The sequence below is a fragment of the Streptomyces sp. NPDC088261 genome (assembly GCF_044740805.1).
Classification (GTDB): Bacteria; Actinomycetota; Actinomycetes; order Streptomycetales; family Streptomycetaceae; genus Streptomyces.
Map to the genome: position 1 here is coordinate 93,589 of NZ_JBIURL010000001.1, position 19,519 is coordinate 113,107.

The following is a 19,519-nucleotide window of genomic DNA, read 5'->3' on the forward strand; positions in this document are numbered from 1 at the left end:
TGTCACGTCATCATACTTCTGGGTCAGATGAGTTCGAGGAGTCCACGAAGCAGATCGCGGCTCTCACCGGGACCGGGACTGTCCTGGTGGAGCCGCTCCATCACCCGTTCGTAGTGGGCGATCTCCTCGCGCTTGTCCAGATACAGAGCGCTGGTCAGCTGTTCGAGGTAGACGACGTCGGAGAGGTCCGACTCGGGGAAGCTCAGCATCGTGAAGGCGCCGGTCTCACCCGCGTGGCCGCCGAAGCTGAACGGCATCACCTGGAGCGTGACGTTCGGCTGCTCGGAGATCTCGATGAGGTGTCTCAACTGGCCCCGCATCACGGAGCGGTCGCCGTACGGGCGGCGCAGCGCGGCCTCGTCCAGCACCGCGTGGAAGCGCGGCGCCCGTTCGGAGACGAGCACTTTCTGGCGCTCCAGCCGCAGCGCGACGCGCCGTTCGATCTCGGCACACTGTTTCTCGGGGTCGCGCATCCCGCGGGTGACCACGGCGTGGGCGTACGCCTCGGTCTGCAACAGGCCGTGCACGAACTGCACTTCATAGATACGAATGAGTGAGGCGGCGCCCTCCAGACCGATGTAGGTGGGGAACCAGCCGGGGAGTACGTCGCTGTAACTGTGCCACCAGCCCGCGACGTTGGCCTCCCGGGCGAGGCCGAGGAGAGCTCCGCGCTCCCGTTCGTCCGCCACCCCGTAGAGGGTCAGCAGGTCCTCGATGTCTCTGGCCTTGAAGCTCACCCGTCCCAACTCCATACGGCTGATCTTGGACTCGGATGCGCGGATCGAGTAGCCGGCGGCCTCACGTGTGATGCCGCGCGTCTCGCGCAGGCGCCTCAACTGTGAGCCCAGCAGAATGCGCCGCACTACGGAACCGCCCGATTCGGCTGCGGTCACGTCTCCAACCCTCCCCATCACAAGTGGTTCACCGCAGGGCACCCCCGAGCCCCAAGCCCCGGATTCTGCCATCAAAACGCTTCAGCGCGTACTCATTCGATTACGGAAAGAAGAAGGCTTTACGGAGTGCCCAAAAGTAGTCGGTGGGAGAAATGTGAAAGAACCGTCACGTGAAGGGACAGGTCCGGCACGTGCACGTGCATCTGCCCTTGCATCTGCCGTACGCATTCGGAACCATGGTCCCCGCGCACCTGTGTGCTCGTTCGTGATTGACGTGTTGTGACGCTGGACCACCGCGCAGTATCGCTACGGCCGCGAATCCCGGGAGTGCCTCGCATGGGGACGAATGGATCGACCATGCTCGAGCCTTTAAGGCAGGGGCTTCCCCCCATCGATCCCGCTGGGGTGGCCAGCTCGGCGTCGTGCGCCCTGCCCGCCCGCTACGAGGCGGTGCGCGGGGCCAGGCAGTTCACCCGGACCACGCTGGACCAGTGGGAACTCGACGACCGCTTCGACGACGTCGCGCTCGTCGTGTCCGAACTCGTCACCAACGCGCTGCGGCACGCCCTGCCCGCGGACACCCCGCGGGAGCCCCAGGACTCCCCCGTACGCCTGCACCTGATGCGGTGGAAGTCGCGCCTGGTGTGCGCGGTGCGGGATCCCAGCCACTCGAGTCCGGTGGCACGGGAGACGGACGAGGACTGTGCGGCGGAGTCGGGCCGGGGTCTGTTCCTGGTCGACTCCTTCAGCGACACCTGGGGGTGGCACCCGCTGGCGGGTTCGCTGCACGGAAAGGTGGTCTGGGCGCTCTTCCAGCTCCAGACCGACTGACCCACCGACCGACGGACACGAGGGTGGCCGGAACGCACGCGTTCCGGCCATTCTCTCCGGGCGATTTCGCCCGTTTCGGCGCTCTCAGCCCTCCGCGATCAGGTGGTCGAACTCGCCGTCCTTGATACCGAGCAGCATCGCCTCGATCTCGGCCGGCGTGTACACCAGCGCGGGGCCGTCCGGGTGGCGTGAGTTCCGTACCGCCACCTCCCCACCAGGCAGCTTGGCGAACTCCACGCAGGATCCCTGGGAGTTGCTGTGCCTACTTTTCTGCCAGACGACGCCGTGCAGCTCTGTGGCCGCAATGCCGTTGTACACGTGGTGCACAGGTCGCTCCCCGAGTTGCAAGGTGCAAGTGTCAACTTTCCCGGATCATAGCTGTGTTCATGTGCGCATGCATGAGCAGATGCACGTGCACGCGGGGTGGTCCTTCGGTTACTCCTTCACACGTGCACGTGCGCTCTCCTGGAACAGACGCACAGAACGGCGTTCTGGCTCCAGTGTCCAGGTAAAGATCGAGGGCCCCACACCGGCCCCATGGGTCGCACTCGTCACATGGGTAACGCGGAAGAGGCTCCCTGCCGGGGTACGAGTCCTTCCCGTGGGCCCTGCCGACGCCGCGGGCCGGGGAGACGCCGAAGGCGCTAGGGCCGGTCCGTGCCCGGGCGGATTCGGGTGCGACCGTTGCCCGTGTTCCTGGCGCCCGGGACGCGGGCCGCGTCCGCCGCCGAGGTGCCGTGGGTCCAGCCCGCCTCGTCCGTCACCCCGCGGACGCGGGTCGCGACCGTCTCCGGGAACATCCGGTCCGTACGGTCCTCGACCGCCACGTCCCGCGCGGCGAGCACCGGGAGCAGGGCGGCGCCCCCGGTGCCACCGGACTCGTCGCGCGCGTCCGCCGTGACCTGGTCGGTCGCCGCGGCCAGCCGTTCGCCGATCCGGTGCGCGTACGCCATCAGGAAGGACTGACGGAAGGTCTTCGTCCGCTTGCGCCCCGCCGCCCGCTGCTCCGCCTCCGCGCGGGTCATCGCCGCCGTCCCCTGCACCAGCAGCGAGGTGTGGAGCAGTTCGACCGCCGCCAGGTCGGCCTCGAAGCCGACCACGGTGGAGAAGCCGTACGCGCTGTTCCACACCGCGCGGCAGCGGTTGGCGGTGGCGACGGCGTCGAGCAGGATCGCCTTCGCCGTCTCGTACGGCGCGTCCACCCCGATCCGGCACGCGCCGGGCACATCGCCCCGCATCGTCCGGTCGGCGAGCAGCGCGTCGTCGATGCTGTGCCGGGCCATCAGCTCCTGCGCCTTGGCGGTGAGCGCCTCGGCCTCCGGCGGGTAGCCGGTCGCCTCGGCCTTCGCGAGCAGCGCGCGGATCCGGGTGAGCATGCGGGGCTCGCCCTCGACCGGCGGCAGATGGAGGGGCGTGCCCGGTACGGGACCGACCGGTTCGACAGCGGGCAGGCGGATGAGCAGCCGGTACAGCTCCAGTACGGCGGTGGCGTGGGAGAAGCGGTCGGTCCGGGGCGGGGTCGGGGGCTGTGCCCGTGCCTGGACCTTTGTCTCTGTCTTTGTTTTTGTATTTGCCGGTCCGGCGGTGAGGTCCTCGAGCTGGTCGGACCAGCGCGGCGGGAGCCGCTCGTACCGCCGCGTCTCCGCCGCGATCAGTTCGGTGACGAGCCGTACGTGCGGCTCGTCGAGATCGCGGCGGACCAGCCGTACGACGTCGGCGGGCTGCCAGCCGCGCTCCCACGCCAGCCGTACGAATCCCTCGCCGCGCCGGCGCAGCTCCGCGTCGGCCGTGGGATCGGCGGCGAGGAGGGAGGCGCCGGTGTCGACCCCTTCGCCGCCGTCGTTACCCCGGCCGCCGGTGGCCAGGAGGGCGGCGAGGGCCAGCTCGACGGTCCGTGTGCCGGCCTCGCTCATGCCACTGCCCTCTCCGTACCTGCCCGGAGGATCAATGATCCCAGACCGGGTGCGCGGGCGGCGTGGGTGCCTCCGTATAGGTCATACGTATCGGTGTACATATCGGTGTACGTATGTGTGAACGCATCGGTGTACGCATCCGACGAGGGGACCTCCGTGGGCGAGAACAAGCGGCGCATGCTGGCCGGGGAGTGGTACATCGCGGACGACGAGGAGCTGGGCGCGGAGACCGAGCGCCGCTTCGCGCTCTGCGCGGCGTACAACGCGAACGGAGGGGCGGCGCCCGCCGAGCGCGCGGGGATCCTGGCGGAGCTGCTCGGTTCGGTGGGTGAGCGGGTGAACATCCGGCCGCCGTTCCATTGCGACTACGGCACGTACATCAGCGTCGGTGACCGTACGTTCGTCAACTTCAACGCGGTGTTCCTGGACGCGGCGCCGATCACCGTCGGGGCGGACGTCCAGATCGGCCCGAACGTCCAGCTGCTCACGCCGCTCCACGAACTGGACACGGAACGGCGGCGGGCGGGCTGGGAGAGGGCGGCGCCGATCACCATCGGGGACAACGTCTGGCTGGGCGGCGGGGTGATCGTGTGTCCGGGGGTGACGATCGGCGCGAACACGGTGGTGGGGGCGGGGGCCGTGGTGACGAAGGACCTGCCGGCGGGGGTGCTGGCGGTGGGGAATCCGGCGCGGGTGGTCAGGGCGCTGACGGAGTAGGTGGGGGGCGGGGAATGTCTCCCCCGGCCCCCCACCACTGGTTCACCGCGCTACGGCAGGATCACCAGCTTGCCCGTCGGGTGGCCCTCCTCGCTCCTCGTCTGCGCCTCCGCCGCGCCGGACAGCGGAAACGTCTCGGCGATCCGGAGGCGGAGGCCGCCCTCGACCGCCAGGCCCGCGTTCTGTACCAGCGAGTCCCGCCTCCACTCGTCGGACGGCGCGCCGGTCGTCATCATCACCCCGTACTCGGCCGCGTCCCCGTCGGCGATGGTGACGACGCGGTCGGTCGTACCGCCGCGCAGTTCGATCGAGTCGGGCAGCGCCCCCTTGCCGGCCGCGTCGAACACGGCGTCCACGCCCTGGGGCGCGACCTTCCGTACCCGCTCGACCAGGCCGTCGCCGTACGCCACGGGTACGGCGCCGAGCGAGCGCACGTAGTCGTGGTTCGACGGCGACGCCGTACCGATGACGTTGACGCCCCGCGCGACGGCGAGCTGGACGGCCACCGCGCCGACGCCGCCGGACGCGCCGTGCAGGAGAAGGGTCTCGCCGTCGGCCAGGGTCAGCAGGTCCAGCACCCGGAGGGCGGTCTCCCCGGCGATCGGGATCGCCGCCGCCTCCTCCCAGCCGAGCCCGGCGGGCTTGGGCGCGATGACGGCGGCGAAGGCGAGGGCGTACTCGGCGTACGAGCCGGAGGCACTCCACCCCAGCACCTCGTCGCCGGCGGCGAACTCGGTCACCCCCTCACCGATCTCGTCCACGACCCCGGCGAATTCGAGGCCCGGGACGTACGGGAGCGGGGTGGGGAAGAAATCTTTCAGCCATCCGTGACGGATCTTGTAGTCCATCGGGTTGACGCCGGCGGCCTTCACGGCGACGCGGACCTGGCCGGGGCCCGCGTGTGGTGCGCCGAGGTCCTTGAGGTGCAGGACCTCGGGGCCGCCGAACTCCTCGAACTGGATCGCCTTCATGCGTGCCTCCGTGGGGTGGGGATGGGGGTCGTGTGGTCCACGGAATCGATCGTGCCGCTTCCCGGGCCCCCCGGGCGGCCGGACCCGCCCGCGTGCCGGACCCGCTTGGCTGTCAGACCCTCCTGCGAGACTCGATTCCATGACCGGACGATGGGCTGTCGCACCGACGGACGGCGGCGGCGCGCTGCTCGCCCCGCTGGGCGCCGACGGCCTGCCCGCCGGCCCCGTGCTGCGCGAGCCCGAGCTGGCCGCGGCGGTCAGGGAGCGGCTGCCCGAGGCCGGGCGGTGGGTGTGGCGGTCGACGGCGGAGACGTATCCGCGCCTGCTGGCGGCGGGGGTACGGGTGGAGCGGTGTTACGACATCGAGGCGGCGGAGCAGCTCCTCCTCGGCCACGAGGGGCGGCTCGGGGAGCCCCGGTCTGCGGCGGCGGCCTGGGCGCGGCTGCACCACGGGCCCGTACCGCCCGATCCGCCGCCGCGCTCGGCCGCGCCGGGCTCGCAGTCGTCGCTGTTCGAGGCGCACGCGGGCGCCGACGTCCCCTTCGAGGGCTTGTTGGAGGTCTACGCGCGGCAGCAGGACCGGCACGCGGCGGCCGAACACCCCGGACGGATGCGGCTGCTCACGGCGTCGGAGTCGGCGGGCATGCTGGTGGCCGCCGAGATGCACCGCGCGGGGCTGCCGTGGCGGGCGGACGTGCACCGGGAGGTGCTGCACGAGCTGCTGGGCGAGCGGTACGCGGGCGGGGGTGAGCCGCGCCGGCTGGCGGAGCTGGCGGACGAGGTGTCGGCGGCGTTCGGGCGGCGGGTGCGGCCGGATCTGCCCGCCGACGTGGTGAAGGCGTTCGCGGGGGCCGGGATCAGGGTGAGGTCGACGCGGCGCTGGGAGCTGGCGGAGATCGACCATCCGGCGGTGGAGCCGCTGATCCGGTACAAGAAGCTGTACCGGATCTGGACGGCGCACGGCTGGGGGTGGCTCCAGGACTGGGTGCGGGACGGGCGGTTCCGGCCGGAGTACCTGCCGGGCGGTACGGTCTCCGGCCGCTGGACGACGAACGGCGGCGGGGCGCTCCAGATCCCCCGGGTGATACGGCGGGCGGTCGTCGCCGACGCGGGGTGGCGGCTGGTGGTGGCGGACGCCGACCAGATGGAGCCCCGGGTGCTGGCCGCGATCTCCCGCGACCCGGGCCTGATGGAGGTGGCCGGGCACGACGGCGATCTGTACACGGCGCTGTCCGACCGGGCGTTCGCGGGCGACCGCGACCACGCGAAGATCGCGCTGCTGGGCGCGATCTACGGCCAGACGTCGGGCGACGGGCTGAAGAACCTGGCGGCGCTGCGGCGCAGGTTCCCGCTGGCCGTGGCGTATGTGGACGACGCGGCGAAGGCGGGCGAGGAGGGCAGGCTCGTACGGACGTGGCTGGGGCGGACCAGCCCGCGCGCGGCCGGGGCGGAGGACGACGGCGAGGCGGGGATCCCGCAGGACGCGGGGGAGGCGGGGTCCGCGCACGGTGAGTTCACGCCGGGGTACGCGTCGACGAACGGCCGGGCGCGCGGGCGCTTCACGCGGAACTTCGTGGTGCAGGGCAGCGCGGCCGACTGGGCGCTGGTGATGCTGGCGGCGCTGCGGCGGGCGACGGCGGGGATGCGGGCGGAGCTGGTGTTCTTCCAGCACGACGAGGTGATCGTGCACTGCCCGGAGGAGGAGACCGCGGAGGTGACGGAGGCGATCCGGGCGGCGGGCGAGCTGGCCGGCCGGATCGCCTTCGGCGAGACGCCGGTGAGGTTCCCGTTCACGACGGCGACGGTGGAGCGGTACTCGGACGCGAAGTGACCGGGGGGGCGGGCGGGCGCCCCCGGCCGCGGCGAGCCGCCGAGCCCCCCGGCCCGGCGGATCGCGACGCTGGCCCTGCGGTGGGCCGTACCCGCGGACAGCTCTAGGGCGTGTCCGCAAAGTGGGGTCTGGCTCGCGGCGCCTGGCACGCCCTAGTCGCGCGTCACCCACTTCTCGCTGGTGGCGAGCCTGGTGAGCTGGGCGATCGAGAGCGCGGGGGCCTTGCGGGTCGCGTCCGCGCGGAACGCTCCGGCGTTGAGCGCGGAGACCACCACGCGGAGCCCGTCGGGGCGCATGGTGTCGGCGGTCCACATGACCGCGTCCTTGCCGCCCTTCTCGCTGGGCTGCTTGGTCGTCTTGAGAAGCGTGCCGTCCGGCAGGCTGGTCGCGCCCTCGCCGTACAGCTCGTCCGCGACATCGAGCATGTCGGGCTGCACGTTGATCTGGACGAAGCTGGCCCCCTTGCCGTCGTCCACGACGGCGTACGCGTAGTCGTCGGCCTGGCCGCCCTGTTCCAGCACCTTCGCCCTCTTGGGGAGCAGGGACAGGAAGATCTCACGGACCGACCCGGACGCGGTGGCGGCGGATCCGCCCGTGCCCCCGCCGCCCGCCGCCTCCGAGGACTCGGAGGGGGTGGCCGTCCGGCCGGGGTCCTTCCCGGGCGGGGCCGTGGGCAGCGCGCGCAGGGGCCCGCTCCATTCCGCGGAGGTCACCAGGCCCCGCAACTGCTTCGCGTCGAGGGGCGGTTCGGGCCGGGAGACCGGGGCGCCCTTCTGGGCCGGCGCGTTGTACTCGGTGGCGTCGACCAGGAACCTGCCGTTCCGCCACGTCGCCTGCCACCGCTTGACGCCGTCCTTGAGGTCCGGGCCCTCGAACCCCTGGAAGATCCGGAGCGACGAACCGTCGGGGAGCTCGGTGCCGGAGCAGGACTCGTACGGTACGAACACCTGATCCGGGCACTGCGTCTGCGGGAGCGCGGGCTTGCCGCCCACGTGCGTCAGGACGACGGAGATCGCGGCCGGTCCCTTGCCGTCGTCGAAGACCCCGGACACGACGGCGCTGGGCATGGTCCCGGCCGCCCGGGCGCTCACCTCGCTCAGCTTTCCGTCGGGGAGCAGACCGGTCAGGATCCTGGCCAGCTCCGCGCCGGAGACCCCCGCCTCGGAGGCGGTCAGGGCCGGCACGGCGAGGGACGTGTCGTCGGTCCCCGTACCCCCCAGCAGCCCGCCCCCGTACGCGCCGCCGACGCCGACGACGGCCAGCGCGAGCACACCGCCGGTCACGGCGGCCGAACGCCGCCGGGCCACCTGGCGGCGGCCGCGGGCCAGTCCGCCGTCGACCAGGGTGGACCGGTCGGCGGGCTCGAAGGCGTCGCCCGCGGCACGCAGCGCGTGACCGATCCTGTCTTCGAAAGGCTCTTCAAAGGGCATGGTTGATCCCACTCCTTACTCATGGTTCACGGGACAGGACAGCGCTGAACGGGAGTTCCGCCGGGATCAGTGATCGGCGAACTCGGCGTACACGCCGCCCAGTTGGTCACGCAGCTTCGCCAACGCGCGTACGGATCTGGTCCGTACGGCGGCCGAGCTGCAATTCATCGCGAGCGCCGTCTCCTCGACGCTGCGGTCCTCCCAGTACCGCAGCACCACCACCGCCCGGTCCTTCGGGGGCAGTTGGCCGAGTGCGGAGAGGAGCGCCACGCGTAGCGCGGGGTCGGTGCCCGCGTGGGGGGCCGTCTCGGGGATCTCCCCGACGGGCTGTTCGGTGGCCGAGCGCCGCCGCCGGTGGGTGAGGAACGTACGGACCAGGACGGTCTGCGCGTACCCCGCCGGGTTGTCGATCCGGGCGACGCGCCCCCACAGCGCGTACATCCGGCCGAGTGTCTCCTGCACCAGATCCTCGGCGAGATGGGTGTCGCCGCTGGTCAGCAGGCACGCGGAGCGGAAGAGATGGTTCGTACGGCCGACGGCGAAGTGTTTGAAATCGTCCGCGCGGGCCGTGCGCGCGGCCTCGCGGCTCCGACGCCCCCTCACTCCCATGAGGCCCATGGTTTCCCCGTTCACCTGGACTGCCCCGGCTTCCCGCCCTTACCTCTCTCTGACGCGACGGCGGGGCCGGAATGTTTCAAAGGGATCCGGGGACCGGGGGTCGGGCGCCATCCGGCCGACTCGATTAGGGTGAATAGAGGCACAAAAGGGACGGGTGGTGACAGGTGGTGGGTGGATGACGGTCCCCTGGAGCGGTGCGGGCCTGCCTCCGGCCGCCGAGCTGCGCATCACCGAGGCCCAACGAAGCGGAACGTGGTCGTCCGCGCTCTCCACGAGCGCCTTCGCGGCGATCCGCTCGGTGGGTTTCGAGCCGGTGGGCCAGGCGATGGGATCGACGGTCTACCAGCTGGGACGCTCCAGCCGGAACTGGGGCTACTACGACTGCCTCTACCTCGGCGCGGGCTACACGATGTCGACCGCGCCCGGACAGGTGGCGCTGTCCGGGGACGGCGCGCCGGCGGCCGGACTCGTTCATGTGTTCGATGAGGCGCGCCGTACCGCTCTCGGCAGGCTGGCGGCGGAGTGCACGGCACTCGGCGGCGACGGCGTCGTGGCGGCGGAATTCACCATGGCCCCCTTCCCGTCGCAGCCGAACTGCCTGGAGTTCAAGGTCATCGGTACGGCGGTCCGGGCCAGGGGCGGCGTCCGCGCGCCGCGCCCCTTCACCTGCCACCTGGACGGCCAGGGCTTCGCCAAGCTCGTCGCGGCCGGCTGGGTGCCGGTGGAACTGCTGGTCGGCATGTCGATCGGCGTCCGCCACGACGACTTCGGCACCCGCTCACAGGCGTTCTCCTGGAGCAACACCGAGGTCGGCGCGTGGAGCGCGCTGGTCGGGGAGGTACGGGCCGACGCCCGGCACCAGCTGGAGCTGCAAGGGACCCACGCCGGTGGTGACGGCGTCATCCTCGCCAGCGGTGACCTGCGGATCTGGCGGGAGTCGTGCGTACGGGCGTCCCGGTACGGCACCGAGGCGGAGGACCACGTGGCCGAGTCGACGATGGTGGCCACGACCATCGCCCGCTTCCGGGCGCGGGCGGAGCGCCCGCCGACGCTCGCCGTGATGCCGCTGGACCGGCGGGGCGAGCGGCTGCGCCGGCGGCTCGCGGAGACGGAGGGCAGTCCGTACGCGGATCCGGCCGAGCGGCGCCGGCTCGCCGAGGAACTGGAGGAGCTGGGCGACCAGGGATGACGGCGGAGACAGCGACGGAGGGCCGGTTCCATGGCACGGCGCGAGCAGCCCGGAGGAAGAGGTGGAGACGTGAGCGGTGACTACGCGGACGAGGGTACGAACGAGGGGGGCGCCGTGGAGGGGGCGCCGAACTCCGGCGCCGCCCCCAACGAGCAGGGTGTCCCGGCCGACGCCATGCGCAGGCTGGCGGCCCTGGAGCCGGGGAAGGCCGGTTCGATCTTCACCAGCGACCTCTCGGTGAACGAGTTCCTGCTCGTACGGGAGGTGGGCTTCCGCCCCATCGGCCTGGTGCTCGGCAGCTCGATCTACCACGTGGGCATCCAGCTCGGCCGGTGGAACAAGAACCAGGAGCTGGAGACCCTCAGCCAGGCGATGTACCACGCACGCGAGTTGGCCATGACCCGGATGGAGGCCGAGGCCGCGCAACTGGGCGCGGACGGCATCGTCGGGGTCCGGTTGAGCGTCGAGGCACGGGAGTTCGGCAACGACATCGCCGAGTTCATCGCCATCGGCACGGCCGTGAAGTCCGACCACCCGGCGCCGGGCGGCACGGCCTGGCGCAACAACAAGGGCCAGCCCTTCACTTCGGACCTCTCCGGCCAGGACTTCTGGACCCTGATCCGGGCGGGTTACGCGCCGCTCGGCATGGTGATGGGGACGTGCGTCTACCACATCGCGCACCAGCGGATGGGGTCGACGTTCTCCAACTTCGGCAAGAACGTGGAGATCGAGAAGTTCACCCAGGCCCTCTACGACGCCCGCGAGCTGGCGATGGCCCGGATGCAGGCGGAGGCGGAGGAGCTGGACGCGGAGGGTGTGGTCGGCGTGCAGCTGAACGCGCACAACCACCGCTGGGGCGGGCACACCACGGAGTTCTTCTCGATCGGTACGGCGGTACGGCCGCTGCGCTCCGACCACGAGATCCAGCGTCCGACGATGGTGCTGAGCCTGGACGGGTGACACGGTGACAGAGAGCGAGCCCGACGAGAACAGGCCGGGAGGGACGGGGCCGGACGGCGGAGGGCCGGCCGGGGACGAGCCGTACGAGAAGGGGCCGGACGAAAACGGGCCGGACGAGACCGCGCCGGACGAGAACGGGCCCGGGGAGGACGCCCTCCGCCTCCCCGCCACCACCCCGGCCGGGACGGTCGACACGCTGGCGGCGGCGCTGCGCCGGGACGCGGCGGACCTGGAGATCTACGGCCAGGTCCTCAGCGGCTCCCTGGCGGCGGCGCTCCCGCCCGGCTCCATCAGCCTGGAGCGCAAGCGCACGCTGTCCGACCGCGTCGCCGGCCGCGAGGGCCGGGTCGAACGGGTGGAGATCGCCCTGGAGGACGAGCGCCTCACCCTCACCCTGACCCACGGCCACCCGGTGGCGGAGGTCGCCAAGGTGGTACGCGGCGTGGTCCTGTCCCGCACCCCGGTGGGCCTGGACGAATGGACCCGCCGCCTGGCCGCGGCCATGGCCGCCCGCTCCCGCTCCGACGCCGAGGCCCGCGCGGCCCTGGAGAGACTGATCCTGGAGGGCTGACCGCGCGCGGGCTTCGGGGCGGCTACGGGAGCAACGTACAACCGGACAAGCGAAGGTGACGGTACGTCAGGCCCCGACCAGAACCTCCGCCGCCGCCACTCCCGAGGCCGCCGTCGCGCCGTGGGTGAAGATCTGGACCGCGCCGGGGGCGGTGGCGCCGGGGAGGCCCATCTCCACCACGATCGCGTCGGGGCGCGCCGCGGTGAGGTCCGCGAGGGCGCGTCCGATCCACTTGTTCCGGGAGGCGTCCCGTACGACCACCACGATCGGACGGCCCGCCGCGGGGGCCAGCGCGTGCTTCTCCAGGACCGCGGAGTCGGCCTCCAGCTGCTGGTGGTGCACCCGTACGAAGGTGGTTCCCGGCAGCCGCTCGCGCAGCGGTACGGCGACACCCCACGGCGTCTCCTTGCCGATGGCCAGGTTGTTGGAGGGCACCAGCTCCACCACGTGGGGTGCGGCGGTCAGCGGGAGGACGCCCTGCGTCGAGCCGCTGGTACGGATCGCGCGCCGCGCGGCGACGAAGCCGATGTCGCCGCTGACCGGGTCGACCGGGACCCCCTGGCCCAACCGCGTGGACCACTCGGCGAATTCGGCGACCCGGCGGGACGCCTCCGCCAGGCGGTCCTCGGCGAGGTCGCCGGCAGACACCGCGCGGACGAGGGCGTCGGCGAGGAGGCCGACGGTGGACTCCTCGGCGTTCTCCCCGCCGACGCAGATGGCGTCGGCGCCGGCCGCGACGGCCATGACCGTGGCGCCCTCGATCCCGTAACGGTTGGTCACCGCGCCCATCTCGATGGCGTCGGTGACGATCAATCCGTCGAAGCCGAGTTCCTTGCGGAGCAGGCCGTTCAGGACGCGGCTGCTGAGGGTGGCCGGCAGGTCGGGGTCGTACGCCGGTACGAGGAGGTGGGCGCTCATGACCGCGCGTACCCCGGCCTCCAGGGCGGCCCGGAACGGGGGCAGTGCCTGCGCGGCGATCTCGTCCAGGTCCGCGTCGTACGTGGGCAGGCCGTGGTGGGAGTCGACGGCGACGTCCCCGTGGCCCGGGAAGTGCTTCGCGCAGGCGGCGACTCCGCCCGACTGGAGTCCCTGGATCCAGGCGGCGGCGTGCCGGGAGACCAGTCCGGCGTCGACGCCGAAGGACCGGACGCCGATGATCGGGTTGTCGGGGTTGGAGTTGACGTCCACGCTGGGCGCGTAGTTGAGGCTCACGCCGGCCGCGTGCAGCTGGCGGCCCAGGTCGCGCGCGACGGACTCGGTCAGCTCGGGGTCGTCGACGGCGCCGAGGGCGAAGTTGCCGGGGCGGGTGGAGCCGGTCGAGGACTCGATGCGGGTGACGTCCCCCGCCTCCTCGTCGATGGCGATGATCAACGACGGGTTCTCGGCGCGGAGTTGGGCCGTCAGGTTGGCGACCTGTTCGGGCGAGACGATGTTGCGGGCGAAGAGCACGACGGAGGCCAGGCCGTCACGGATGTCGCGCAGGACCCAGTCGGGCGCCTCGGTCCCCACGAAGCCCGGCTGGAGGACGGAGAGCGCGAGTCGCCGCAGCTCTTTGCTGTGCTTGTGGGAGGACATCGGCTGGGCCTTCCGGTAGTGCCGGACGACCCGGCCCCTTGGTACAGACCAACGGATATTCGCCTAGCTCAATCGGCAGTGTCAAGACACCCCCTCGGCGCCGGTCACCGAACTCACGCCGCCCGTACGCCCGTTCTCGTCACCCCACCGACACCAACCGTGACCACCGAATAACGAGGCCATTCTCGTAACGTCATCGGCACTATCCGTGACCACCAAACCGGAATCTCCTCACCTTGTTAGCGCACCGGGAATCCTTGCCCCTTTCCACAGTTGACACGGAGCCGCTGGTCTAGTCCAATTTGTGGGGCGCGAGTTCGCCAGGGGACACGGGGGTCGCAAGGGGCTTGTGAGGCGTACCACCCCTGACGGGACCGTGCGCAGGACTCACCGCTGTGCGTATCAACTCCCGTACTGACAGCGACAACTGACCGACGATGTGTCCCGCCGCGGGTTCGGCCCGGGAGCGATCCGCTCAAGGAAATTCGACCATTGGAGCGACTGTATGTCGGAGCCCGACAACTATCTCTATCGAGCGCCTTCGGACGTCCCGTATTTCAGCTCGGACGGCGAAACCTATCTCGCGCAGACGCAGTTGCGGGATCTCCGGAAAACACAGAAGCTCCGCGTGCTGTCGGAGGAGGACTTCGCCTTCTGGCAGACGTACGGCTACATCGTCGTGAAGGAGGCGATCCCGGCCGTCTCCGCGAAACGTCTGCTCGATTTCGCCTGGGAGTTCCAGGGTCTTGACCCGGACCGGCCCGACACGTGGTACGAGGAAAAGGAGTTCCGCTCCGACCTCGACCGGGAACTCCACATCTACGGCTTCGTGGAGGCGTACCACCACCAGCTCATCTGGGACCACCGCCAGACGCAGCGCGTGTACGACGCGTTCGCCGACGTGTGGGACTGCGAGGAGCTGTGGGTGAGCCTGGACCGGCTCAACCTCAACCCGCCCAACGTCAGGAACCGCGACCGCGCGCACATCGCCCCCACGGAACGCGGGTTCGACATCGACCTCCACTGGGACGTCGACACCACGCTCGGGGTGCTGCCGCAGCGGGTGCAGGGCATCATCGCGCTGAACGACACCAGGCCGGACCACGGCGGCTTCCAGTGCAACCCCGAGCTGTTCCGGCGGTTCGACCCGTGGCGGGTCGCCCAGCCCGCGGACCGCGACCCGATCAGGCCCGCCGTCGACCGTACGGAATTCCCGGTGATCCGGCCCGAGTTGGAGGCCGGCGACCTGCTCATCTGGAACGGTCTGCTGGCGCACGGAGTCGCGCCCAACACCTCGGAGAACGGGGTCAGGGCCGTCCAGTACCTGACGATGATGCCCGCCCTGGAATCGCATCACGAACTGCGCCGCTCGCGCGTCGACTCCTGGCGCCATCTCCGTACCCCGGAGTGGAACAAGACGCTGGTCGGCGACGCCACCCGGCACGAATCCCTCCGGTACGGAGCCGCCGAGCTGACCGACCTGGGTGCCAAACTGCTGGGTCTTGAATCCTGGGGCAAGCAGGACCGCGAACTGTCGACCGGGGACCGGGCATGCGCAGAATCTGTCTGACCCTTCCGACCAACAGAGCCTGCTCCGAGACGATTTCGGCCATCGCGGAAGAAGCGGCCTACGCGGTGCGGCAGTTCGACGTCGAGGTCCATCTGCTCGTCCTCGACTCCTCCGACGCGGCCACGTTCGCCGAACACGCCCGGGTCGTACGCGGGATCCCCGCCGTACCGCGGGTCATCACGCATCACCTGGACGAGGCGGAACAGCGGGAGTTCCTTCGGCGGGTGATCAACCGGGCGGGCGCGGTCAAGCCGGAGCTGCTGCTCGACCTCATGCTGCCCGCCCGCCTTTCGTACGGTGCGTGCACCAATCGCGCGTTCCTCGTCGCAGCCGCCCTCGGCTGCGAATCCGTTCACCGCCGGGACTCGGACAGCCGCTATCAGACCGTGGACGGGGTGCCCGTCTTTCCCGTCCACCACGAACTCATGTCGCTCGGAAAGCGCGCGGCCGACGCGGCCGACGGCGTGGACGAGAACGCGCTCGATCCCCGGCACGCGGCCAAGCCCGTGACGATGGTGGGCAGTTCGTTCGTCGGCGAGATGTCCGTCGACATCGACGAGATGTACCGGCTCGACCGGGACGTCTACTACGACGTGGTCAGCCTGTGGGCGCCGGGCCGGTGGTCGGCCGAGGAGAAGAGGAAGCTCGCCGAGGAGTCCTTCCGGGGAGCCGGCACCGAGGCCTTCACCCGGGACCACGCGACCCTGACCGTGGTCGACCCCATGCACGTCGACATGTGCAACATCGCCTTCCACCAGGTGCACGAATCGGTACCGCTGCCGCCCGCGACCGACACCGTCGGCAGCGACTACTTCCTCCTGCACCTGGTCCACGATTCCGCGCTGCCCGGCGTGCTGCACAACCGCCACATCGTGAACTACTACACCGGTGAGCGGCGCACCGACGCCGGATTCGTCGCGTACCAGACGAGGTTCGCGAAGTTCTTCCTGTCGATGCTCTACTTCAATTCCATCTACGCCGAGATGGCGGCGGCCGGCGAGACGCTGCTGGACGAACAGCACCGCGTACGCGTCGCCACGATCGCCGAATTCGTCAGGGAGAGCGCCGGGCTCGACCGTACGGAAAACGTGGAACGGCTGGACACCCTCGACCGGTCCTACCGCAAACTGGGCGGCAGATACGCCGAGTTCGCCGACGTCCTTCTCGCGGACCGTGAGCGGCTTCTGGACGAGGCCCGACAGGACATCAACGATTTCGCGCTGCTGATCGAGGCCTGGGCCCCGCTGACGCACGCGAGCCGAGCCACGAGCCTTTACCGGCTCGAACGGCAGTCTGGCTGAACCTGTCGATGACGCACGAGAACATATCCATGCTCACCGCCCTGGCCGCCGCCACCGATGACCGGATCATCTTCGATCTCGCGGGAATGGAGGCGAGTTACGACGTCCTCACCCGCGAACTGCCCGACGTCGCCGTCCGCTTCGCGATGAAAGCCTGTCCCGTGGACGAGGTGATCTCCTGCCTCGCGGAAAGAGGAGCGGGAGTCGACGCGGCGAACCCGAACGAGATCGCGCAGGCGATCCGTTCGGGTGTGCCGCTCGAACGCATTCATTACGGCAACACCGTCAAGTCCGACCGGAACATCCTCGACGCACACCGTCTCGGAATCCGGGACTTCGCGACCGACAGTCTGGAAGACGTCACGGCGATCGCGGAAAACGCCCCCGGCGCCCGCGTGTTCTGCCGGCTGGCGACCGACGGGCAGGGCGCGCTCTGGGGCCTCACCAACAAATTCGGCTGCTCGGCCGCCGACGCGGTGCTCGTACTGGAAAGGGCCCGGGAGACGGGCCTGACCCCGTCCGGACTGTCCGTGCACGTCGGTTCGCAGCAGATGACCGCCGAAGCCTGGCGCAGCGCCTTCGACAAGCTGGTCGACGTCCTCGAAGTCCTGCACGGGCGGGGCATCTCCCTGGACCACGTCAACCTCGGCGGGGGCCTGCCGGCCCTCGGCTACCTCAACAAGCGGGGCGAGCGGCTCGACCCGCCGCTGGACAAGATCTTCGCCGTCATCCGCGAGGGCGTGCGGCGGTGCCGCGAAGTGCCGGGCCACGAGCTGAAGTTCCTCGTGGAGCCGGGGCGGTACCTCGTCGCCGACCACGGGGCGATCCGGGCGCACGTCTCCCGGCTGTCCCGGCGGCGGACGCCGGACGGGGAGCACGAGCACTGGCTGTATCTGAGCTGCGGGAAGTTCAACGGCCTGTACGAGATGGACGAGTTGCAGTACCGGCTCACCTTCCCGGCGCACGCCGGCGCCGACCACGTACCGGCCGTGGTCGCCGGGCCCACCTGCGACAGCGACGACGCCTACTCGCGCGAGCACGGGCTGGTGCTCGTTCCCCGTACGGTCGCGTCCGGCGACCCCGTATGGGTGCTCTCCAGCGGTGCGTACGCCATCAGTTACATGACCCAGGGGTTCAACGGCTTCAGCCCGCTGCCCTATACGTGCATCCGCGGCGACCGCCACCTGGTGGGGGCGAGCGGGGCGGGGAGGGACTAGATGAACGACGACGCGCGCGTACGGCCGATCTCCGAGGGTGACTGGGACGGGATCGTCGCGCTGGAGGCCGGTGCGTACACCGCCCTCGGGCTGTCCGAGGAGCGGAGCGCCCTGGAGTCCAGGGTGCGCGCGTCGCCGGGCACCTGCTTCGCCCTCGACGCCGAACAGCGGCTGGCGGGTTACGTGTTGGCGCTGCCGTACCCCGAGCACGGGTATCCGGACCTGACCCGCGCGGAGGAGACGGCGGCGGTACGCGCATCCCGCGCGAACCTGCACCTGCACGATCTCGTGATCGAGGAGGGGCTCCGGGGCCGGGGGCTCGCGAAGACCCTCCTGCACCACCTCCTCGCGACGGCGCGGGCGGAGGGGTACGAGCGGATCTCCCTGATCGCCGTCAACGGCAGCGACACCTTCTGGGCGGCGAACGGATTCACCGCCCGGCCCGGGGTCGCGCCCGCGGAGGGGTACGGGCCGGGCGCGGTGTACATGTCCAGGGCCGTGCTCGGGGGAGCCGTACCACCAGCAGCCGCACCACCAGCAGCCGTACCAGCACGAGACGAAGTGGGCTGATCACACGATGTTCCGCATACACGACGATCCCTTCCGCCGGGCGCAGTTGGCGATCGCCGCCCTGTTCAGCTCACTGGGATTCCAGTACGCCACCTGGGCCGCGCGCCTCCCCGCGATCAAGACCCACCTCGACCTCACCGCGGCGGAGGTCGGCCTGCTGCTGATGGCCACCGGCATCGGCGCGGCGGCGGCGTTCCCCCTGGTGGCGGTCCTCATGCGGCGGTGGGGGTCCCGGCGCCTCGCCCTGGTGGCGGCGCTCGGCCTGGCCCTGCTGCTCCTGGTGCTGGCCGAGGCGCCGAACTACCCCGTCGCCCTGCTGATCATGGCGGTCGACGGCGCGCTGGTGGCGTGTCTCAACGTCGCCATGAACGCGCAGGGGGCGGAGCTGGAGGTGACGTACGAGCGCAACGCCATGTCCCGGCTGCACGCGACGTTCAGCGGCGGCTCGCTGGCCGCCGCGCTGCTGGCGTCGGGCATGAACACCGTGACGTCCACGGTGATCGTGCACTTCGGGGTGGCGGCCGTCCTGCTCGTGCTGCTGGCCGCGTACGCACGGCCGGGGCTGCTGGCGCGGGAGCGATCGGCGGATGCGGCGGCGGCAGCGGCGGCACCGGACGCGCCGGACGCGCCGGACGCGCCGAAGAAGACCCGCGCCAAGTGGACCCTGCCGGCCGCGATGACGCTGTGGATGGGCGCGGCGATGGCGTTCGGCACGGTCACCGAGGGCGCGATGAACGACTGGTCGGCCATCTACCTCAGGGACGTCGCCAAGGCGTCGGCGGAACTCGCGCCGCTGGGGATCGCCGTCGTCTCCGGAATGATGGTCCTGGCCCGCCTCTTCGCGGACGGCTGGCGCAGCCGTTGGGGCGACGCCCGTATCGTCCGTATCGGCAGCGCGCTGGCCGGCGTGGGCCTGGCCGTCGCCCTCCTCACCGGTGGGGTGGTCCCGGCCCTGATCGGCTTCGCCTGCGTCGGCCTGGGCATCGCGGCCGTGACGCCGTGCGTGTACGTGGCGGCGGCGTCCCAGGGGTCGGACGCGCTGACCCTGGTGGCCACGATGGGGACGGTGGGCCTCCTGGCGGGCCCCCCGGTGATCGGCTTCATCGCGAACGCGAGCGGGCTGGTGTGGGGCATGGGCGCGGTGGCGGCCTCGGCGATCGTCGTGTCACTGTGCAGCACGCGGATCGGCTGGCCCGCACCACACGCGGCGACGGACCCGGACCCAGTGGACGACCCGCTGACGGCGTGACACCGCCCCGCCGGCGTCGGACGCTTACGCCGATCTGACGATGTTCGACGCCGGCGCGGCGTGCCACACGATGTAGGGCATGCACACGAGCGCCACTCCCAGGGCGGCGGCAC

The 19,519-nt window shown here is 71.0% G+C and carries 18 protein-coding genes; 11 read left to right on the top strand and 7 right to left on the bottom strand.

Going from position 1 to position 19,519, the window contains the following annotated elements; genetic code table 11:
• Nucleotides 1-23: 23 nt before the first annotated feature.
• Nucleotides 24-893 (bottom strand): helix-turn-helix transcriptional regulator, encoded by an 870-nt coding sequence (locus tag ACIODU_RS00445; RefSeq protein ID WP_356420572.1) that lies wholly within the window; start codon nucleotides 891-893, stop codon nucleotides 24-26.
• A gap of 336 nt (nucleotides 894-1,229) precedes the next feature.
• Here ACIODU_RS00445 and ACIODU_RS00450 point away from each other — a divergent pair, with 336 nt between their 5' ends.
• The gene (locus ACIODU_RS00450; RefSeq protein ID WP_327235215.1) at nucleotides 1,230-1,724 is read left to right on the top strand and encodes an ATP-binding protein; all 495 of its coding nucleotides are present in this window, start codon (nucleotides 1,230-1,232) and stop codon (nucleotides 1,722-1,724) included.
• Nucleotides 1,725-1,808: 84 nt separating this feature from the next.
• Here the strand turns inward: ACIODU_RS00450 and ACIODU_RS00455 are convergent, their stop codons facing one another.
• Nucleotides 1,809-2,051: a DUF397 domain-containing protein gene (locus tag ACIODU_RS00455; RefSeq protein ID WP_161309512.1), complete on the bottom strand. Its 243-nt coding sequence runs from the start codon at nucleotides 2,049-2,051 to the stop codon at nucleotides 1,809-1,811.
• Nucleotides 2,052-2,368: 317 nt separating this feature from the next.
• A complete protein-coding gene (locus ACIODU_RS00460; protein WP_401762196.1) occupies nucleotides 2,369-3,637 on the bottom strand; it encodes a DUF2786 domain-containing protein in 1,269 nt (422 codons plus the stop codon).
• A 156-nt stretch (nucleotides 3,638-3,793) separates the two neighbouring features.
• Here ACIODU_RS00460 and ACIODU_RS00465 point away from each other — a divergent pair, with 156 nt between their 5' ends.
• Complete coding sequence (locus ACIODU_RS00465) at nucleotides 3,794-4,354, top strand: sugar O-acetyltransferase (RefSeq protein ID WP_401762199.1); 561 nt, start codon at nucleotides 3,794-3,796, stop codon at nucleotides 4,352-4,354.
• A gap of 50 nt (nucleotides 4,355-4,404) precedes the next feature.
• Here the strand turns inward: ACIODU_RS00465 and ACIODU_RS00470 are convergent, their stop codons facing one another.
• Nucleotides 4,405-5,325 (bottom strand): NADP-dependent oxidoreductase, encoded by a 921-nt coding sequence (locus tag ACIODU_RS00470; RefSeq protein WP_401762202.1) that lies wholly within the window; start codon nucleotides 5,323-5,325, stop codon nucleotides 4,405-4,407.
• A 139-nt stretch (nucleotides 5,326-5,464) separates the two neighbouring features.
• Between ACIODU_RS00470 and ACIODU_RS00475 the strand changes: the two genes are divergently transcribed.
• Complete coding sequence (locus tag ACIODU_RS00475; protein ID WP_401762205.1) at nucleotides 5,465-7,156, top strand: bifunctional 3'-5' exonuclease/DNA polymerase; 1,692 nt, start codon at nucleotides 5,465-5,467, stop codon at nucleotides 7,154-7,156.
• Between the two features lie 152 nt (nucleotides 7,157-7,308).
• On the opposite strand, the gene ACIODU_RS00480 is transcribed toward ACIODU_RS00475, so the two are convergent.
• A complete protein-coding gene (locus ACIODU_RS00480; protein WP_401762207.1) occupies nucleotides 7,309-8,586 on the bottom strand; it encodes a hypothetical protein in 1,278 nt (425 codons plus the stop codon).
• Between the two features lie 66 nt (nucleotides 8,587-8,652).
• Entirely contained in the window at nucleotides 8,653-9,195 is a 543-nt protein-coding gene (locus ACIODU_RS00485) for a SigE family RNA polymerase sigma factor (protein ID WP_401762210.1), read from the bottom strand.
• A 184-nt stretch (nucleotides 9,196-9,379) separates the two neighbouring features.
• On the opposite strand from ACIODU_RS00485, the gene ACIODU_RS00490 reads away from it, so the two are divergent.
• From ACIODU_RS00490 to ACIODU_RS00500, 3 genes are all read left to right on the top strand, one after another.
• Nucleotides 9,380-10,393 carry a heavy metal-binding domain-containing protein gene (locus tag ACIODU_RS00490; protein WP_356420606.1) on the top strand — a complete coding sequence of 338 codons (1,014 nt, stop codon included), beginning with the start codon at nucleotides 9,380-9,382 and terminating at the stop codon, nucleotides 10,391-10,393.
• A gap of 69 nt (nucleotides 10,394-10,462) precedes the next feature.
• Nucleotides 10,463-11,353, top strand: coding sequence for a heavy metal-binding domain-containing protein (locus ACIODU_RS00495; protein ID WP_401762212.1), 891 nt, complete (start codon nucleotides 10,463-10,465; stop codon nucleotides 11,351-11,353).
• Nucleotides 11,354-11,357: 4 nt separating this feature from the next.
• A complete protein-coding gene (locus tag ACIODU_RS00500; RefSeq protein ID WP_401762215.1) occupies nucleotides 11,358-11,924 on the top strand; it encodes a hypothetical protein in 567 nt (188 codons plus the stop codon).
• Nucleotides 11,925-11,990: 66 nt separating this feature from the next.
• Here ACIODU_RS00500 and ACIODU_RS00505 read toward each other — a convergent pair whose 3' ends face one another.
• Nucleotides 11,991-13,499, bottom strand: a complete 1,509-nt coding sequence (locus ACIODU_RS00505) for a glycoside hydrolase family 3 protein (protein ID WP_401762217.1) — start codon at nucleotides 13,497-13,499, stop codon at nucleotides 11,991-11,993.
• A 505-nt stretch (nucleotides 13,500-14,004) separates the two neighbouring features.
• Between ACIODU_RS00505 and ACIODU_RS00510 the strand changes: the two genes are divergently transcribed.
• From ACIODU_RS00510 to ACIODU_RS00530, 5 genes are read left to right on the top strand one after another with little or no spacing between them, the layout of a single operon-like run.
• Complete coding sequence (locus ACIODU_RS00510; protein ID WP_356420617.1) at nucleotides 14,005-15,069, top strand: phytanoyl-CoA dioxygenase family protein; 1,065 nt, start codon at nucleotides 14,005-14,007, stop codon at nucleotides 15,067-15,069.
• On the top strand, nucleotides 15,051-16,370 hold the full coding sequence (locus tag ACIODU_RS00515) for a DUF6271 family protein (RefSeq protein WP_401762220.1): 1,320 nt from the start codon (nucleotides 15,051-15,053) through the stop codon (nucleotides 16,368-16,370). Before ACIODU_RS00510 ends, ACIODU_RS00515 begins: the two co-directional genes overlap by 19 nt.
• 8 nt (nucleotides 16,371-16,378) lie before the next feature.
• Complete coding sequence (locus tag ACIODU_RS00520) at nucleotides 16,379-17,587, top strand: type III PLP-dependent enzyme (protein WP_401762222.1); 1,209 nt, start codon at nucleotides 16,379-16,381, stop codon at nucleotides 17,585-17,587.
• On the top strand, nucleotides 17,588-18,157 hold the full coding sequence (locus tag ACIODU_RS00525) for a GNAT family N-acetyltransferase (protein WP_401762225.1): 570 nt from the start codon (nucleotides 17,588-17,590) through the stop codon (nucleotides 18,155-18,157). It abuts the gene before it with no gap.
• 7 nt (nucleotides 18,158-18,164) lie between these two features.
• Nucleotides 18,165-19,406, top strand: a complete 1,242-nt coding sequence (locus ACIODU_RS00530) for an MFS transporter (protein ID WP_401762228.1) — start codon at nucleotides 18,165-18,167, stop codon at nucleotides 19,404-19,406.
• The last annotated feature ends 113 nt before the right edge of the window (nucleotides 19,407-19,519 follow it).

Bases quoted from the DNA above. Each gene is read 5' to 3' on its own strand.
- ACIODU_RS00520 (WP_401762222.1), top strand. From the start codon at position 16,379: ATGACGCACGAGAACATATCCATGCTCACCGCCCTGGCCGCCGCCACC.
- ACIODU_RS00505 (WP_401762217.1), bottom strand. From the start codon at position 13,499: ATGTCCTCCCACAAGCACAGCAAAGAGCTGCGGCGACTCGCGCTCTCC.
- ACIODU_RS00480 (WP_401762207.1), bottom strand. From the start codon at position 8,586: ATGCCCTTTGAAGAGCCTTTCGAAGACAGGATCGGTCACGCGCTGCGT.
- ACIODU_RS00490 (WP_356420606.1), top strand. From the start codon at position 9,380: ATGACGGTCCCCTGGAGCGGTGCGGGCCTGCCTCCGGCCGCCGAGCTG.
- ACIODU_RS00525 (WP_401762225.1), top strand. From the start codon at position 17,588: ATGAACGACGACGCGCGCGTACGGCCGATCTCCGAGGGTGACTGGGAC.
- ACIODU_RS00460 (WP_401762196.1), bottom strand. From the start codon at position 3,637: ATGAGCGAGGCCGGCACACGGACCGTCGAGCTGGCCCTCGCCGCCCTC.
- ACIODU_RS00510 (WP_356420617.1), top strand. From the start codon at position 14,005: ATGTCGGAGCCCGACAACTATCTCTATCGAGCGCCTTCGGACGTCCCG.
- ACIODU_RS00515 (WP_401762220.1), top strand. From the start codon at position 15,051: ATGCGCAGAATCTGTCTGACCCTTCCGACCAACAGAGCCTGCTCCGAG.
- ACIODU_RS00485 (WP_401762210.1), bottom strand. From the start codon at position 9,195: ATGGGAGTGAGGGGGCGTCGGAGCCGCGAGGCCGCGCGCACGGCCCGC.
- ACIODU_RS00475 (WP_401762205.1), top strand. From the start codon at position 5,465: ATGACCGGACGATGGGCTGTCGCACCGACGGACGGCGGCGGCGCGCTG.
- ACIODU_RS00470 (WP_401762202.1), bottom strand. From the start codon at position 5,325: ATGAAGGCGATCCAGTTCGAGGAGTTCGGCGGCCCCGAGGTCCTGCAC.
- ACIODU_RS00530 (WP_401762228.1), top strand. From the start codon at position 18,165: ATGTTCCGCATACACGACGATCCCTTCCGCCGGGCGCAGTTGGCGATC.
- ACIODU_RS00450 (WP_327235215.1), top strand. From the start codon at position 1,230: ATGGGGACGAATGGATCGACCATGCTCGAGCCTTTAAGGCAGGGGCTT.